Source organism: Agrobacterium sp. CCNWLW32 (assembly GCF_037083425.1).
GTDB lineage: Bacteria > Pseudomonadota > Alphaproteobacteria > Rhizobiales > Rhizobiaceae > Agrobacterium > Agrobacterium radiobacter.
The window spans coordinates 13,484-29,089 of sequence record NZ_JBAOJM010000005.1 but is presented as its reverse complement, the minus strand read 5'-3'; the positions used below and the strand labels follow the sequence as shown (position 1 = coordinate 29,089).

Below are 15,606 nucleotides of genomic sequence, written 5' to 3'. Positions count from 1 at the left end.
TGGTCAACCGTCTTTCAGTCGTTAAATTCGATGCCCATGCGCAGGCACCAGTCTCTGAGCGGTGCGAGTTCCGGATGCGAAAGCGCTGCACTGAGATAGCGGAACGTCCTCGGCATATGTTTCATATAACCGGGTTTTCGATCCCGTTCCAACAGCCTCACCCAGATACCGGCAAGCTTGCAGTTGCGTTGCGCCGACATGATGGCGAAAGCCTTGAGGAAAGCGGCCTCATCGAAAGGCGTGCTTCTTCTGTTCTCGAGATAGTGCGAAAGCAGGCGCGCTTGCAGTTCGGGGGAGATGGTAACGCGGGCATCCTGCACGATGGAAGCGACATCATAGGCGGTCGGGCCGATCATCGCATCTTGAAAATCGATCAGGCCGACTTGCCGTATGCCGCTGTTTTGCGGCTGCCATATAAGGTTGGGTGAATGGAAATCGCGCAGCACAAGTCCCGTCTCACAGTCGGCGAGCTGGTCGATCAGCCTGTCCCATAGAGCGTAATAGTCGCTCTTTTCGCTATCGGTGAGGGGCTTGCCGCGTTTATGCGGCAGATACCATTCCGCCAGCAGCGAAACCTCGATCTTCATCGCCTGCCGGTCGAAGGGGGGAACCTCATAGGCGCTGCCGTCACCCACTGGCAGCAGGTCGGGCCGCGAGGCCTCGTGAAGGGCCGCGAGACAGGCGACGCTTTGCAGATAGCGGTCCTCTATCGGCGTCCCGTCAGGCGCCAGCACGCCCTCCCGCCCGAGGTTTTCCAGCAGGAGAATGCCCTGATCGGTATCCGCCGCCAGAATCTCCGGCGCGCAAAAGCCGCTATTTCTCAGATAATTGCCAATAGCCACGAAGGAACGCGCATCCTGGGCAAGATGGGCGATTTCCGCATAGGTCTTGCCTTCAGCGACGATCGCCCCTCGCATGGGGCGCCGCCAGTCCATCAGGATAAGATCCGGCCCACCAGTTGAAACGGTCTCATAGGCGCGTGTGGAAGCATCGCCGCTTAGAAAGCGCCGGGCCACATCGCCCCTGCCATTTTTCGCGAGAAATGCGCGGATGGCGAAAACCCGCTCAAGCCGTGCTTTCAGTTTTGCCGGAGCCTCGATGGCGGCGAGCCGCCCTTCGCCGGAATGTGTCAACGTTAGGGTTACGGTCTGTTCCGGCGGCAGAATATCAGTGGCGATATCCGGCCACTCGATCAGGCAGATGCCGTCCTCCAGCATCTCATCGATGCCGAGTTCGTCCAGCTCGGAAACATCCGAAAGCCGGTAAAGATCAAGATGGGCGACCGGAATGCGGGCGTCATAAGTCTGGATGATCGTGAAGGTGGGGCTCGGCACTTCGAGATCGGGCTCATCCGCCATCCCGCGGATGAAGGCTCGGGCGAGCGTCGATTTGCCGGTGCCGAGATCGCCGATGAGTGCGAGACAATCGCCGGGTTTTAAGGCCAGTGCGAGGTCTTCACCGAGCCTGATGGTGTCCTTTTCTCCCTCAAGGGGAATGGTGATCGGCAAGATGTCTTCGCTCATTCTGCGGCGATGGAATGCGGCCGTGTGCCGGAAGGAATGCGGCACGTGACGATGGTGCCGTTGCCGGGTCGGCTGTCGATGCTGACAGTGCCATGGTGCAGGCTGACGAAGCTTTCCACGATGGAAAGGCCAAGCCCTGCACCGGTTCGCCGCCCGCCATTGCCGCGCGTCGCGAAGCGGTCGAACACGCTCTTCAGCATGTCTTCAGGAATACCCGGACCCTTGTCCGCCACCGAGAACACGAAGTCACCTTCGCTGCGCTGGCAGGAGAGCTGAACCGAAGACCCTTCCGGGGCGAAATTGATCGCGTTGGTCAGCAGCTTGATGAGAATCTGCTTCAGCCGCTGGTGATCGGCCACGAGACTGCCGAGATGGGCCGGTGCAACGATCTCGAGCGAAATGCCGCTTTCCTGCAGCCGGTCGGCGATCTGCACCGAAACGTCTTCAAGCAACTCATTCAGATCATTATCCGAATAATTGAGCTGCATGATGCCGGCATCCACGGTCGCGAGATCGAGAATATCGTTGACGATGGTCAGGAGAACCGAGGAGGAGGTGGAAATATGGTCGAGATATTCCGCCTGCCGGTCCGTCAACTGGCCGATGCCGGGTGTCTTCAGGAGGTCGGTGAAACCGATGATATTCGTCAGCGGCGAGCGCAGCTCGTAGGAAACATGCTGCACGAAATCGTTCTTCAGCTCGTCGGCCTTCAAAAGCGCGTCGTTCTTTTCCTTGAGCGCCCGCTCGGCCCGCACGCTGTCGGTCATGTTGACGAAGGTCAGCATGGTCTGTGAATCGGGCAGCGGAATGATGGCATAGTCGAGCACAAGGCCGGAAAGCAGTTCCAGCGTTCCCTGTCGCGAGGGCCGCTCATCATCGAAGCTGGTAATGAACTGGCTGAAGGCGCGCCAGCCGTCCGGCCTGTCATAAGATTGTGTGCAGGCGGTTTCGATGGCGCGGATATGGGTGCCAGTCTCAGCCTGTTCCGCGGTCACGCCCCAGAGCGCCCGGAATGCCGGGTTGGAGAGGCGAATGCGCCCATCCGCACCGAACACGGCGACACCTTCGGCCAGATGGTCGATGGTTTCGCCCTGCACCTTCACCAGCGTGTTGTAGCGCATCTGCAGGTCGACCTGCTCGGTCAGGTTCTCGAAAACCCAGGTCGCGCCGCCCTGTGGATGGGCGGTTGCAATAACCCGCAGGGTCTGGCCGTTCGGCAGGTGCCAGAGATCGGTCTTGGTATCCAGCGAACGGTAGACGGAAAGCGCCGCCTCTTTCCAGTTCTTCCAGTTCAGCTGCTCCGGCAATTTGCCGGCGGTGCGCAGCCTGTCCAGAAGCTCGGAATTATCAGGGCTGGATTCGAGGAAAACGAGGTCGAAACCCCAGAGAGCCGCGAAAGCCTGATTGTAGAATTGCAGCCGCTGCCGGCCGTCGAAAATGGCGACGGGCGTTGCCAGATGATCGAGCGTTTCAGCGTGACTTTTCAGAACCCGCTTGAGTTCCTCGCTGATGGTTTCGGCTTCCGTTGCGTCGATAGCGATGCCAGCCGAACCGCCGGCTGTCTTGATATCCACGACGTCAAAGAAGGTGCGGTTTCCGGAAACAACCGTCGAAATACGGTCGTGATAGGGTGATTCCGGTGTCGCGGCCGCGCGTATCTTCTGCCGGGTAACCGTGTTCAGCAGCTCGCGTTTTTCATGAACGGCCTGGTCGGCGTCGCGTGCATCCACAGCATGCGCATAAGCGTGGTTGACCCAGGTGAGTTCGCCTTCGCCATTGCGCCGCCAGACGGGTTGTTCGATGGAATCCAGAAGCTCCTGAAATGTGGAGACCGAAGCGATCAGGCGCTCGCGCTCCACCTGCAATTCAGCGAGTTCCGCGCGCAGATTGTTGAGCGCGATGAAACGGGCAAAGGCATTGCCGCCGGAAACCCGGCCTTGAACTTCAATGACTTCGCCGCGCTGTGTTTCAATGGTTAGATCGAAACTCTGCGCATGGCTGCGGAGTTTTTCGATGGATTTTTCAAGCTGGCTTGCGGATGCCGGTTTCAGCCAGCGGCCAAAGGCCAGAAAATCGTGATCCGCCTGCGGCACACCGGTTTCTGCCGGCAGCTGTCCCAGAAATTCGGGGCGCTTATCCGCGCCGTCCCAGATGACGATGCGGCGGCTCTTGTCGGAAATCAGCGCCTCGTATTTCGCGATCTTGTGGTGGGACTGGGCAAGCGCCTGACGGTATTCGCTGCTCTCCGCCTCGATATTGCCGCGCTGCCGCACCAGCCAGACAACGGAAAACAGCGTTGCCGAAAGCATGCCGACGAAAAGCGAATAGGTGATTGTTTCTCCGGATGAAAATAGTCGCGCGCCGGTCTTTGCCACAAGCCCGTCCTGCGCCAGCGCCATGCTTGCCGAGCCGGCCAGAACCGTGCCCGACATCAGGACAGGAAGCCTCGCAACGCCTGTTCGAACCGCACTGAATACCAGCCGGCAACGCGTAAGAGCCGCGCTCAATGCCACGCCAGCATGCGTGTTTTCAACGCGTTGAACTGTCTGCTCGCGCAGATCCGAATTGTGAACCGTCATCCCCGGTCTGTCTCCGTCCTATGTGCCGCATCTTCGACAAGACATCCCATTTCGTCCCCGCCGCCCTTTGGCGTGTCCGAATCAAGTCTGATGACAATACCGCCTTCATAAATCTGCGGAAAGGGAGCGCGCAAAAAAGATGCCGCGCACTTTGTCAAGTGCGCGGCATCTAGATGTTGTGTAATTTTAGTGGATATTAACTATGATATTAATATCTGTAGTGTTCAGCCTTGAACGGACCTTCCTTCGAGATGCCGATATAATCAGCCTGAAGGTCGGAAAGTTCGGTCAGGCGCACGCCAAGCTTCTCGAGATGAAGGCGTGCGACCTTCTCGTCGAGGTGCTTCGGCAGCACGTAAACCTCGTTCTTGTATTCGCCCTGCTTGGTGAAGAGCTCGATCTGGCCCAGCACCTGGTTGGTGAAGGACGCCGACATCACGAAGGACGGGTGACCGGTGGCGTTGCCGAGGTTCAGCAGGCGGCCTTCCGAGAGCAGGATGATGCGGTTACCCTTCGGGAACTCGATCATGTCGACCTGCGGCTTGATGTTCGTCCACTTGAGGTTACGCAGCGATGCGACCTGAATTTCATTATCGAAATGGCCGATATTGCCGACGATGGCCATGTCCTTCATCTCGCGCATATGCTCGATGCGGATCACGTCCTTGTTGCCTGTCGTGGTGATGAAGATATCTGCAGACGAGATGACGTCTTCCAGGCGAACGACTTCGAAACCGTCCATGGCAGCCTGAAGCGCGCAGATCGGGTCGATTTCGGTGACCTTCACGCGGGCGCCGGCGCCCTGCAGCGAAGCGGCAGAACCCTTGCCCACATCGCCGTAACCGCAGACCACGGCAACCTTGCCGGCCATCATCACGTCGGTTGCGCGGCGAATGCCGTCGACGAGCGATTCCTTGCAGCCATACTTGTTGTCGAACTTCGACTTGGTGACGCTGTCGTTGACGTTGATGGCCGGGAAGGGCAGCAGGCCCTTCTTGCTGAGATCGTAAAGACGGTGAACGCCGGTCGTCGTTTCTTCTGTGACACCCTTCAGCGCGTCGCGCTGTTTGGTGAACCAGCCGGGGGAAGCCTTGAGGCGCTTGTTGATCTGCGCGAAGAGGATTTCCTCTTCTTCCGAACCGGGATTGGACAGAACGTCCTCGCCGGCTTCAGCACGTGCGCCGAGCAGGATATACATGGTGGCGTCGCCGCCATCGTCAAGGATCATGTTGGAGAGGCCGCCATCGGCCCACTGGAAGATCCTGTCGGTATATTCCCAATATTCTGTCAGGCTTTCACCCTTGACCGCGAAGACCGGAATGCCGGCCGCCGCAATTGCCGCCGCCGCATGATCCTGCGTCGAGAAAATGTTGCAGGAGGCCCAGCGAACATCCGCGCCCAGTTCCTTCAGCGTCTCGATGAGAACGCCGGTCTGGATCGTCATGTGAAGAGAACCGGTGATACGTGCGCCCTTCAGGGGCTTGCTTTCGCCGAATTCCTTGCGGCAGGACATCAGGCCCGGCATTTCGGTTTCGGCAATGTCCAGCTCCTTGCGGCCGAACGCGGCAAGGTTGATATCGGCGACGATGTAGTCCTTCTCAAGGCTCATGAAGTTCTCCAGATCAGAAACGCCGCGCCTTGCGGCCCGGCTTTTAAACGTAGCAGCGGTTTAGCAGGCCACGAACGATCTGGCAATGATGATATAAAGAAGTCTTTATGTCTTTATATGGTGCCGGCTCAGGCTTCTTCGCCGAAGCGGTCGGCGACCAGCGCCTCGAGCGCTTCGATCGCTTCTTTCGCCTGATTGCCGCTCGCCTCGACATAGACGCTGCATCCGGGGCTTGCGGCCAGCATCATAAGACCCATGATGGAGGTGCCGCCAACGGTCATGCCGTCTTTGGAAACCGTGATCGTCGCGTCGAAACCTTCGACCATCTGCACGAATTTGGCGGATGCCCGGGCGTGGAGACCGCGTTTATTGATGATCGGTAGTTCCCGGGTAAATGGCGACATGGGCTGACTTCTTATTTGCCGCTCAAAACGCGGCTGGCGACGTTGATATATTTGCGGCCGGCATCGGATGCATCCTGAAGGGCCTTGTCCATGTTATCTTCGCTGCGAACGCCGGCAAGCTTGATCAGCATGGGAAGATTGACCCCGGCGATGACTTCGACATTGCCGTTGTTCATGACGGAAATCGCGAGATTGGAGGGCGTGCCGCCGAACATGTCCGTCAGGATGATGACGCCATTGCCATCATTGGCACGCGCAACGGCGTCGATGATGTCCTGCCGGCGCTGATCCATGTCGTCTTCGGGACCGATACAGACCGTCTCGATCAATTTCTGGGGACCGACGACATGCTCCAACGCATGGCGAAACTCCTCAGCCAGCTTGCCATGGGTGACAAGCACTAGTCCGATCATGAAATGCTCCCTTGCACACGCACTCTCATTGCCGACTATCGCAACGCGGCAATCCTGTCCATCGGTGGGATTTCATCTTGATGAGGAAAATGCGAATCGCAAGCCTAAAATCGCCTGAATCACGGTCACTTCACATTCGTTTTAAAAAGATTCTGAGCAAGTGCAGCAAATTTTCCATAGGGCGTAAGACTGGAAAGCGGAATACGTAAGAGCGGAAGATGCCCGCCGCAGGGTAGCAACAACACTTCGTCATCTTCTGGAAGTCTTGGATTTTCAGGTGAAAGAACTGTCGTGACGGCGAAATGTAGTGGCGCGCGCGCAATGCTTTTCAACGAAACAATGCCGCTGCCGCGCAATTCCAGCAGGCCGGCGATTGTTTCCGGCCGCTCGGCGATGATGGTTTCGCCGTCGCGATACACGAAAATCTGATCGTCCGCGATCAGTGCGGCCGGCAATCCGCAGCGTTCAGCCTCCGTCAGGAAGCTGAAGGCAAGCTCGCTTTTACCGCTGCCCGATGGTCCGGCAAAGAGGATGCCGGTGTTTTGAACGACGATGGCAGTGGCGTGAAGGTTGAAGCGTTCAGCGTTCATGGGTTTCGGCCGCCGGCAGCGACAGGGTGAAGCGCGCGCCGGAAATCACGCCATATTTGTCAACGACATTTTCCGCCCGGAGACTGCCGCCATGGGCTTCGGCGATCTGCCGGCTGATGGAAAGGCCAAGGCCCGAATTCTGGCCGAACCCTTCGCTCGCCGGCCGGTCGGTGTAAAAGCGCTCGAAGATCCGGTCGATATCTTCCGCCTGAATGCCGGGGCCGTTGTCCTCCACTTGCACGATGCAGCGATCCTTGTGACGGGAAAGGCGCACGGTGATGCGGCCACTGTCCTCGGCAACGAAAGAGCGTGCATTCTCGATGAGGTTGGTAACGATCTGGCCAATGCGGAGATCGTGGCCGTTCACCACGAACGAGGTCTTTGCGCCCGCTTTCCGGTCGACAGAATAGTCGATCGTCACGCTTTTCTTTTTGGTGCTTATCTGACGGGATATGTCCACCAGACCCTTCATCAGAACATCGAGATCGAGCGGCGAGGCGTCGGCGCGCGCCAACTCGGCATCGAGCCGCGACGCATCCGAAATGTCGCTGATCAGGCGGTCTAGACGGCGGACGTCGTGGAAGATGATCTCGGTCAGGCGCTGCTTGGACTCTTCGGTCTTGGCGCGCGGCAGGGTTTCCACGGCGCTGCGCAGCGAGGTCAGCGGGTTTTTGAGTTCATGGCTGACATCGGCGGCGAAACTTTCGATGGCATCGATACGGTCGTAGAGCGCCGTCGTCATTTCACGCAGCGCAATCGAAAGATTGCCGATCTCATCCTGGCGCGCCGAGAAATCCGGTATTTCCTCACGCGTCCTTGCGCCGCGGCGCACTCGGATCGCGGCGGCCGAAAGGCGCCGCAGCGGCGTGGCGATGGTGGAGGACAGGAGCAGTGACAGCACGATATTGACCAGGGTGGCGATGCCGAAGACGCGCATGATCGCAAGGCGCTCCGCATGCACGATCTTGTCGATATCGCCCGCCTGCGTCGACAGAAGCAGAACGCCGAGCACGGCCCGGAAGCGCTGTACCGGCACAGCCACAGAAACGATCAGTTCGCCCTTTTCGGTGACGCGCACGACAGCGCCGCGAACACCCGTCAGCGCATTCATCACTTCCGGATAGATCGAGCCGTCGCCACCCGGCGCTTCCTTGTATTGCGGCAGGCTGCTGGGCTGCAGCATGCGGTTGAACATGCTGGTGAACCAGTCGCCCCAGGTCTGCGTCTCCGGCGTCACTGGCGGCAGATCGAAGCGCAGAACCTGACCGCGCGAATAAAGATGGCGGGAATCGAGCAGCAGGTTGGCGTCGGCATCGAACAGCCGTGCGCGGGTACGCGTCGGCGAGATCAGCCGCCGCAGCACCGGCGCCACCCGCTCCGGATTGATCGGGAAACTCAGGTCCTCGTCATTGGGGGCGGGGGTAATGCTCTGCCCCGCCTGCAATTCGAGCAGCTTTTCCGGATTGATGGTGATCGAATTGGTATCGACGGAGGCGGAAGCCGAGACCGCACCGGCAATGATTTCGCCCTGCGTCAACAGGCTTTCCACCCGTGCGTCGATCAGCCCTTCGCGGAACTGGTTGAGATAGAGAATGCCGCCGACCAGAACCACCGTCGCCGCAACGTTGAAGAAAAGAATGCGGCGCGTGAGGCTGGAAAACACCGCATTGCCGAAAATGCGCCGGATGATCGTCAGCGGATGGATACGATGGCGGCGTTCGCTGCCGCGTTCTTCGGCATCGTCACTATCCGAGACGGTTTCCGGCGTTTTCTTCAACACGTATTAAAGTCCTCACCACCCCAGATCGGGCGGTCCCTTCTGCTCGAGTCGGCTTCTTCAAGCCGCTTCGCGGAAGCGATATCCTACGCCATAAAGCGTTTCAATCATATCGAAGTCGCCATCGACGAGTTTGAACTTCTTGCGAAGACGCTTGATGTGGCTGTCGATGGTGCGATCATCCACATAGACCTGTTCGTCATAGGCCGCATCCATCAGCGCGTCGCGGCTTTTCACCACGCCGGGCCGCTGCGCCAGCGAATGCAGGATGAGGAATTCGGTGACCGTCAGCGTCACCGGCTCACCCTTCCAGGTGCAGGTGTGGCGTTCCTGGTCCATGGCGAGCTGCCCGCGCTCGAGCGTGCGCGCCTGCTGATCGGCGGTCGGCTTCAGCACGCTGCCGGTTGCGGCGGAAGCCTCGCGGCTGCTGGCGCGGCGCAGGATGGCTTTCACGCGTTCCACCAGAAGGCGTTGCGAAAAGGGCTTGGTGATGAAGTCGTCGGCGCCCATCTTCAGGCCGAACAATTCGTCGATCTCTTCATCCTTGGAGGTGAGGAAGATAACCGGCAGATCCGACTTCTGGCGAAGACGCCGCAAAAGCTCCATGCCGTCCATGCGTGGCATCTTTATATCGAAAATGGCGAGCTGCGGCGGACGGGCGATCAACCCGTCAAGCGCGGAAGCGCCGTCCGTATACGTTTCGACCCGGTAGCCTTCGGCTTCGAGCGCGATCGATACCGAAGTCAGAATATTCCGGTCGTCGTCGACAAGCGCGATCGTCTGCATATAGTTGGTCTCCATCGTCATTTTCTCGTAACTCCCGACATTCACCCAGCCAAGGTTGTGCGCCGCGAGCCACTCTCTTGAGTATAAAGGTGGAACAAATTGTGGCAAAGGAAAACTCGCTGCCAAATCGCCGGGCTGGAGCGAGGGATTTTGCGGAAAGGCCGCAGTTGGATTTTAATGCGTCTTCAACCGATTTAAAAAGAAATAAAATCTTTTAAATCGATTAATATATTGAAATCACTAAGTTTTTTAAAGTTTGGCTCTTGCGTTTCCAAAAGCCGCCACGTATTTTCCGTGGAAATTTCAACGGCCTTATCGTCATTAACAAGGAACGCGTCATGAACGAGCTTGGGGTTCATAATCCTGCCAATGGAGTTGCGGAACTCGGACTGGGCGAGGCCTCCCGCGTCTTTTATAACCTCAATGAGAGCGAATTATACGAAGAAGCGATCCGCAACGGCGAGGCCGAACTGACCATCGATGGTGCGCTTCGCGCCGTCACCGGCCAGCATACGGGCCGTTCGCCGAAGGACAAATTCGTCGTCCGCGATGCCTCCACCGAGAACACCATCTGGTGGGACAACAACAAGCCGCTGTCGCCGGAAAATTTCGAGTTGCTGCGCCAGGACATGCTGGCCCATGCCGCCGGAAAGACCCTCTATGTTCAGGACCTGATCGGCGGCGCCGATGAGGAAAATGCTCTGCCGACCCGCGTCGTCACCGAGCTTGCCTGGCATTCGCTGTTCATTCGCAACCTTCTTATCCGACCGAAGCAGGAAGAACTGGCGGGCTTCAAACAGAAGCTCACCATCATCAACCTGCCGAGCTTCAAGGCCGATCCGGACCGTCACGGCGTTCGTTCGGAAACCGTCATCGCCTGCGATCTCACCAATGGTCTTGTCCTCATCGGCGGCACCTCCTATGCCGGTGAAAACAAGAAGTCGGTCTTCACAGTCCTCAATTATCTCCTGCCGGCCAAGGGCGTCATGCCCATGCATTGCTCGGCCAATGTCGGTCCAGAAGGTGATTCCGCCGTGTTCTTCGGCCTGTCCGGCACCGGCAAGACCACGCTGTCGGCCGATCCGTCGCGCACGCTGATCGGCGATGACGAGCATGGCTGGGGCGAGCACGGCATCTTCAACTTCGAAGGTGGCTGCTATGCCAAGGCGATCAAGCTTTCGGCTGAAGCCGAACCGGAAATCTACGCCGCGACCCGCCGTTTCGGCACGGTTCTCGAAAACGTGGTGTTGGACGAAAACCGCGTTCCCGACTTCAACGACAACTCGCTGACGGAAAACACCCGCAGCGCCTATCCGCTGCACTTCATTCCGAATGCATCGGAAACGGGCATTGCCGACCATCCTAAGACGATCATCATGCTGACGGCGGATGCCTTCGGCGTGTTGCCGCCGATCGCCCGTCTGACGCCGGAACAGGCCATGTACCACTTCCTCTCCGGTTACACTGCGAAGGTTGCAGGCACGGAAAAGGGCGTGACGGAGCCGGAAGCGACGTTCTCAACCTGCTTCGGCGCACCCTTCATGCCACGCCACCCGGCGGAATATGGCAACCTGCTGCGCGAGCTCATCGGCAAGCACGGCGTGGATTGCTGGCTGGTCAATACCGGCTGGACCGGCGGTGCCTACGGCATCGGCAAGCGCATGCCCATCAAGGCGACCCGCGCGCTTCTGACGGCAGCGCTGACCGGCGACCTGAAGAATGCGGAATTCCGCACCGACGCGAATTTCGGTTTCGCAGTGCCGCTGTCGCTGGATGGCGTCGATAGCGCGATCCTCGATCCGCGTTCGACCTGGGCCGATGGCGCAGCCTATGACGCGCAGGCGAAGAAACTGGTGTCGATGTTCGTCACGAACTTCACCAAGTTCGAAGATCACGTCGATAGCAAGGTTCGCGATGCTGCACCGGGCCTGCTGCTTGCGGCTGAATAAATAGAGCCTCATTCGTGAGGAGGAGGGGACCCGGCCTTGTGCCGGGTTCTTTCGTTTTCTCCGCTGTTTTCATTTTTTGCGATCTGTGGCATCACCGGCGCGGAGAAAGATCATGGCCAGCGACCCGCTTTACATCAGCAACCGTATCACCATCGCCGGCTGGGAGCTGACGGAGCAATTCGTGCTGGCCGGCGGGCCGGGCGGCCAGAACGTCAACAAGGTCTCGACGGCGGTTCAGCTGTTTTTCGACATTGCCAATTCACCGTCTCTTTCGGACCGGGTGAAGACCAATGCCCTGCGCCTCGGTGGCAGGCGTGTGTCGAAAGAAGGCGTGCTGATGATCGAGGCGAGCCGGTTTCGCAGCCAGGAGCGCAATCGCGAAGATGCGCGCGAACGGCTGAAGGAGCTGATCCTCGAAGCCGCCGCCCCGCCGCCGCCGGTGCGTAAGGCCACCAAGCCGACCAAGGGCTCGGTCGAGCGCCGCCTGAAGGCGAAGTCCGGCCGCTCCGATATCAAGAAAATGCGCGGCAAGCCCTCGGGCGAATAGGGGCCAAATGTTTCGCGCTTGTCATAGAGCTTCAAATATCGTCTGGTAAGCCTCCCTACAACCAAGGAGGGTGCTATGGGTCTGTTCAATTTCATCAAGGAAGCGGGAAAGAAGCTCGGTATCGGCGGCGATGATGCGCCCGATGTCGAAGCGGTCAAGAAGGAACTCGCTTCCCACGATCTCGGCACGGACAAGGTTCAGGTCGAGGTGGTAGACGACAAGGTCGTTCTGAAGGGCGAAGTGGCCGATCAGTCGGTCTTCGAAAAGGCGGTTATCGCGGTCGGCAATACGCTCGGCATTTCCAAGGTCGAGGCGGGTGAGTTGAAAGTGGCCGAAGCGCCCGCGAAGGAGCCGGTGTTCTATACGGTCAAGAAGGGCGACAATCTCTGGAAGATCGCTGAAGCGCAATATGGCAAGGCCAATGGCGCGAAGAACAACATCATCTTCGAAGCGAACAAGCCGATGCTGACCCATCCCGACAAGATTTATCCCGGCCAGGTTCTGCGTATTCCCGACCTTGCGTAGTAGCGGCTCTTAACCGCTGCAATGGAGATGCCGCCTTGTGCGGCATCTTTCACAATTTGCGAAGCGCCACCGTATCGATCAGGTGGTTCTTGCCTTTGCGCAAGATAAGATCGGCGCGCGGGCGCGTCGGCACGATGTTCTGGCGCAGGTTCTTCAGGTTGATGTTCTGCCAGAGGCCTTCGGCAATGCTGAGCGCGGCTTCTTCACTGATCGAGGCATAACGGTTGAAGAACGAATTGGGATCGCGGAAGGCGGTTTTTCTGAGATTCATGAACCGGTTCACATACCAGTTGTGAATGAGGTCCTCGTCCGCGTCGATATAGATCGAGAAATCGAAAAAGTCGGAAACGATCGGCACAATCCGCCCCCCCGCCGGCAGGTCGCGCGATTGCAGTACATTAATGCCTTCGAAGATCAGAATATCCGGCTGGTCGATGACAGTGAACTCATTCGGCAGAACGTCATAGGTCAGGTGCGAATAGCGCGGTGCTTTCACATTGGGCTGGCCCGCCTTGATCGCCGACAGGAAACGCAGGAGCGCGCCGATATCGTAGCTTTCGGGAAAGCCCTTGCGCTCCATCAGGTTTTCGCGCCGCAGAACCTCATTCGGATAAAGAAATCCGTCTGTCGTGATGAGATCGACCTTCGGGCTGGAGGGCCAGCGCGCCAGAAGCTCCTTCAGGATACGCGCCGTCGTCGATTTGCCAACCGCCACAGAGCCGGCAATGCCGATGACAAAGGGCGTCTTGTTGACGTCAGCCATATTGAGAAAGCGGTTGCGCTGCTCGAAAAGCAGCTGTGACGCCTCGACATGCGAGGATAAAAGGCGCGACAGCGACAGGTAAATGCGCCGCACTTCGTCCAGATCGATCGGGTCGTCCAGCGAGCGCAAGCGTTTGACCTCATCGGCGGAAAGCGTCAGTGGCGTGTCAGCGCGAAACTTCGCCCATTCTTCCGAACTGTAGAAGTGGTATGGCGAATATTCATCCGGCCGGAAATGATCGAGTGTGCTCGGCATGCCTCTCTCCCCGCTGCCTGCCTCGACATTCATGATGTCGGCCTCGCCGCCTTTTCCGCAAGGCCGGTTTGACCGGTCCGGCGCTCCAGCTCGGCAAAAACCTCGTCCAACGGAATGTCGGCAATCTTCAGCACCACCAGCAGATGGTAAAGCAGATCGGCGGCTTCGTTCTTCAGCCCGTCGCGATCTTTCGCGATGGCTGCGATGACGGCTTCCACCGCCTCTTCGCCAAGTTTTTTCGCTGCGCGTTCCTGGCCGGCAGCAACCAGCTTGGCCGTCCAGGATTCGTCAGGAGAGGCAGCGGCACGGGTCGCGACGATGCGTTCCAGATCGGAAAGGGAAAATGCGCTCATGAGAAGTTCCTGCAATCAGTCGAGACGCATGGCGATGCCATGCTCGGCCATGTAGCTCTTGGCTTCACCGATCGAATAGGTGCCGAAATGGAAGATGGAGGCGGCAAGTACCGCAGTTGCATGGCCATCGCGAACGCCAGCCACCAGATCATCCAGTGTTCCGACGCCGCCCGAGGCGATGACGGGCACGCGAACCTGATCGGCAATGCTGCGCGTCAGGCCGATATCATATCCGCTTTTGGTGCCGTCGCGGTCCATCGAGGTGACAAGCAATTCACCCGCGCCGCGTTCGACCATTTTGATGGCGAATTCCACGGCGTCGATACCGGTCGGCTGGCGTCCGCCATGGGTGAAGATTTCCCAGCGGCCGGCTTCCCCATCCTTCGAAACGCGCTTGGCGTCGATGGAAACGACGATGCACTGGTTGCCGAACTTGTCGGCCGCCTGCGCCACGAAGTCAGGATCCTTCACCGCCGCAGAATTGATGGAAACCTTGTCCGCGCCGCAAAGGAGCAGCTTGCGGATGTCAGCAACGGCGCGGACCCCGCCGCCGACGGTCAGCGGCATGAAGCAATGATCAGCGGTGCGCGAGACGACATCGAAGATCGTATCGCGATTGTCCGAGGAGGCGGTGATGTCGAGAAAGCAGAGCTCGTCCGCTCCTGCCGCGTCATAGGCTTTCGCCGCTTCGACGGGGTCACCGGCATCGATCAGGTCGACGAAGTTCACGCCCTTGACGACGCGGCCGTCTTTGACATCAAGGCAGGGAATAACACGGGCTTTGAGGGTCATGCGCGTACCTCCTTCGCGGCCTTGATGAGGGCAAGTGCCTCGGCAGGGTCGATGCGCCCATCATAAAGCGCGCGGCCTGAAATCGCACCCTCGAGCTTTGCGGCATCCGGCTGCAACATGCGTTTGATGTCTTCGATGGAGGCAAGGCCGCCGGAGGCGATGACCGGGATGGAGACGGAATCCGCCAGTTCCAGCGTCGAGGCCCAGTTGATGCCGGCCAGAATGCCGTCACGATCGATATCGGTGTAGATGATGGCCGCGACGCCGGCACCTTCAAAGCGTTTGGCCAGTTCGATGACGCCGAGTTCGGACGCTTCCGCCCAGCCTTCCACGGCAACCTTGCCACCCTTGGCATCGATGCCGACGGCGACCTGGCCGGGGAAACGCTTGCAGGCTTCCAGAACGAGAACCGGATCGCGCACCGCCACGGTGCCGAGAATGACGCGCGCAAGCCCACGGCTCAGCCACGCTTCAATATGATCGAGCGTGCGGATGCCACCGCCGAGCTGCACCGGATTTTTCGTCGCTTTCAGAATGGCGTCGACCGCCTCGCCATTGACTGTCTGGCCGGCGAACGCGCCATTGAGATCAACCACATGCAGCCATTCGAAGCCTTGGTCCTCGAAGGCCTTCGCCTGTGCGCCGGGGTCCTCGTTGTAGACGGTGGCCTGGTCCATATCGCCGAGTTTCAGGCGAACGCACTGGCCGTCTTTAAGGTCGATTGCGGGAAAAAGAATCATG

The 15,606-nt window shown here is 58.9% G+C and carries 15 protein-coding genes; 3 read left to right on the top strand and 12 right to left on the bottom strand.

The features are described 5' to 3' along the window. Window positions 1–14: 14 nt before the first annotated feature. The 8 genes from tsaE to chvI all read right to left on the bottom strand — a co-directional run bounded on the left by tsaE (window position 15) and on the right by chvI (window position 9,681). Window positions 15–1,523, bottom strand: a complete 1,509-nt coding sequence (tsaE, locus tag V6R85_RS12955) for a tRNA (adenosine(37)-N6)-threonylcarbamoyltransferase complex ATPase subunit type 1 TsaE (RefSeq protein ID WP_111834593.1) — start codon at window positions 1,521–1,523, stop codon at window positions 15–17. Then, complete coding sequence (locus tag V6R85_RS12950) at window positions 1,520–4,102, bottom strand: sensor histidine kinase (RefSeq protein ID WP_003505368.1); 2,583 nt, start codon at window positions 4,100–4,102, stop codon at window positions 1,520–1,522. Before V6R85_RS12950 ends, tsaE begins: the two co-directional genes overlap by 4 nt. A gap of 208 nt (window positions 4,103–4,310) precedes the next feature. Continuing rightward, complete coding sequence (gene ahcY / locus V6R85_RS12945) at window positions 4,311–5,711, bottom strand: adenosylhomocysteinase (RefSeq protein ID WP_020010684.1); 1,401 nt, start codon at window positions 5,709–5,711, stop codon at window positions 4,311–4,313. A 128-nt stretch (window positions 5,712–5,839) separates the two neighbouring features. Then, complete coding sequence (locus V6R85_RS12940; RefSeq protein ID WP_003505372.1) at window positions 5,840–6,115, bottom strand: HPr family phosphocarrier protein; 276 nt, start codon at window positions 6,113–6,115, stop codon at window positions 5,840–5,842. A gap of 11 nt (window positions 6,116–6,126) precedes the next feature. After that, window positions 6,127–6,528, bottom strand: coding sequence for a PTS sugar transporter subunit IIA (locus V6R85_RS12935; RefSeq protein WP_003505374.1), 402 nt, complete (start codon window positions 6,526–6,528; stop codon window positions 6,127–6,129). A 125-nt stretch (window positions 6,529–6,653) separates the two neighbouring features. Next, the gene (locus V6R85_RS12930; RefSeq protein WP_003505375.1) at window positions 6,654–7,118 is read right to left on the bottom strand and encodes an HPr kinase/phosphorylase; all 465 of its coding nucleotides are present in this window, start codon (window positions 7,116–7,118) and stop codon (window positions 6,654–6,656) included. Then, window positions 7,108–8,898, bottom strand: a complete 1,791-nt coding sequence (gene chvG, locus V6R85_RS12925) for a two-component system sensor histidine kinase ChvG (protein WP_060725280.1) — start codon at window positions 8,896–8,898, stop codon at window positions 7,108–7,110. The genes V6R85_RS12930 and chvG overlap by 11 nt, the downstream gene beginning before the upstream one ends. A gap of 57 nt (window positions 8,899–8,955) precedes the next feature. Continuing rightward, on the bottom strand, window positions 8,956–9,681 hold the full coding sequence (chvI, locus tag V6R85_RS12920) for a two-component system response regulator ChvI (RefSeq protein WP_003505377.1): 726 nt from the start codon (window positions 9,679–9,681) through the stop codon (window positions 8,956–8,958). A 338-nt stretch (window positions 9,682–10,019) separates the two neighbouring features. Between chvI and V6R85_RS12915 the strand changes: the two genes are divergently transcribed. From V6R85_RS12915 to lysM, 3 genes are all read left to right on the top strand, one after another. Further along, window positions 10,020–11,630 (top strand): phosphoenolpyruvate carboxykinase, encoded by a 1,611-nt coding sequence (locus tag V6R85_RS12915; protein WP_107677715.1) that lies wholly within the window; start codon window positions 10,020–10,022, stop codon window positions 11,628–11,630. Between the two features lie 112 nt (window positions 11,631–11,742). After that, window positions 11,743–12,177 (top strand): alternative ribosome rescue aminoacyl-tRNA hydrolase ArfB, encoded by a 435-nt coding sequence (gene arfB / locus V6R85_RS12910; RefSeq protein ID WP_003505379.1) that lies wholly within the window; start codon window positions 11,743–11,745, stop codon window positions 12,175–12,177. 75 nt (window positions 12,178–12,252) lie between these two features. Beyond that, entirely contained in the window at window positions 12,253–12,702 is a 450-nt protein-coding gene (lysM, locus tag V6R85_RS12905) for a peptidoglycan-binding protein LysM (RefSeq protein WP_020010677.1), read from the top strand. A gap of 49 nt (window positions 12,703–12,751) precedes the next feature. On the opposite strand, the gene coaA is transcribed toward lysM, so the two are convergent. From coaA to hisA, 4 genes are read right to left on the bottom strand one after another with little or no spacing between them, the layout of a single operon-like run. Further along, window positions 12,752–13,753, bottom strand: coding sequence for a type I pantothenate kinase (gene coaA, locus V6R85_RS12900; RefSeq protein ID WP_020010676.1), 1,002 nt, complete (start codon window positions 13,751–13,753; stop codon window positions 12,752–12,754). Next, window positions 13,750–14,073: a phosphoribosyl-ATP diphosphatase gene (locus V6R85_RS12895; RefSeq protein WP_003505383.1), complete on the bottom strand. Its 324-nt coding sequence runs from the start codon at window positions 14,071–14,073 to the stop codon at window positions 13,750–13,752. The genes coaA and V6R85_RS12895 overlap by 4 nt, the downstream gene beginning before the upstream one ends. Window positions 14,074–14,088: 15 nt before the next feature. Further along, window positions 14,089–14,865 (bottom strand): imidazole glycerol phosphate synthase subunit HisF, encoded by a 777-nt coding sequence (gene hisF, locus V6R85_RS12890; RefSeq protein ID WP_003505384.1) that lies wholly within the window; start codon window positions 14,863–14,865, stop codon window positions 14,089–14,091. After that, the gene (hisA, locus tag V6R85_RS12885) at window positions 14,862–15,605 is read right to left on the bottom strand and encodes a 1-(5-phosphoribosyl)-5-[(5-phosphoribosylamino)methylideneamino]imidazole-4-carboxamide isomerase (RefSeq protein ID WP_111792803.1); all 744 of its coding nucleotides are present in this window, start codon (window positions 15,603–15,605) and stop codon (window positions 14,862–14,864) included. Before hisA ends, hisF begins: the two co-directional genes overlap by 4 nt. Window position 15,606: the final 1 nt, after the last annotated feature.

What these genes read in the sequence shown, in the direction of transcription:
- lysM (WP_020010677.1), top strand. Translation starts at nt 12,253, where the DNA reads ATGGGTCTGTTCAATTTCATCAAGGAAGCGGGAAAGAAGCTCGGTATC.
- hisF (WP_003505384.1), bottom strand. Translation starts at nt 14,865, where the DNA reads ATGACCCTCAAAGCCCGTGTTATTCCCTGCCTTGATGTCAAAGACGGC.
- hisA (WP_111792803.1), bottom strand. Translation starts at nt 15,605, where the DNA reads ATGATTCTTTTTCCCGCAATCGACCTTAAAGACGGCCAGTGCGTTCGC.
- V6R85_RS12935 (WP_003505374.1), bottom strand. Translation starts at nt 6,528, where the DNA reads ATGATCGGACTAGTGCTTGTCACCCATGGCAAGCTGGCTGAGGAGTTT.
- arfB (WP_003505379.1), top strand. Translation starts at nt 11,743, where the DNA reads ATGGCCAGCGACCCGCTTTACATCAGCAACCGTATCACCATCGCCGGC.
- V6R85_RS12930 (WP_003505375.1), bottom strand. Translation starts at nt 7,118, where the DNA reads ATGAACGCTGAACGCTTCAACCTTCACGCCACTGCCATCGTCGTTCAA.
- V6R85_RS12940 (WP_003505372.1), bottom strand. Translation starts at nt 6,115, where the DNA reads ATGTCGCCATTTACCCGGGAACTACCGATCATCAATAAACGCGGTCTC.
- ahcY (WP_020010684.1), bottom strand. Translation starts at nt 5,711, where the DNA reads ATGAGCCTTGAGAAGGACTACATCGTCGCCGATATCAACCTTGCCGCG.
- coaA (WP_020010676.1), bottom strand. Translation starts at nt 13,753, where the DNA reads ATGAATGTCGAGGCAGGCAGCGGGGAGAGAGGCATGCCGAGCACACTC.
- V6R85_RS12895 (WP_003505383.1), bottom strand. Translation starts at nt 14,073, where the DNA reads ATGAGCGCATTTTCCCTTTCCGATCTGGAACGCATCGTCGCGACCCGT.
- V6R85_RS12950 (WP_003505368.1), bottom strand. Translation starts at nt 4,102, where the DNA reads ATGACGGTTCACAATTCGGATCTGCGCGAGCAGACAGTTCAACGCGTT.
- tsaE (WP_111834593.1), bottom strand. Translation starts at nt 1,523, where the DNA reads ATGAGCGAAGACATCTTGCCGATCACCATTCCCCTTGAGGGAGAAAAG.
- chvI (WP_003505377.1), bottom strand. Translation starts at nt 9,681, where the DNA reads ATGCAGACGATCGCGCTTGTCGACGACGACCGGAATATTCTGACTTCG.
- V6R85_RS12915 (WP_107677715.1), top strand. Translation starts at nt 10,020, where the DNA reads ATGAACGAGCTTGGGGTTCATAATCCTGCCAATGGAGTTGCGGAACTC.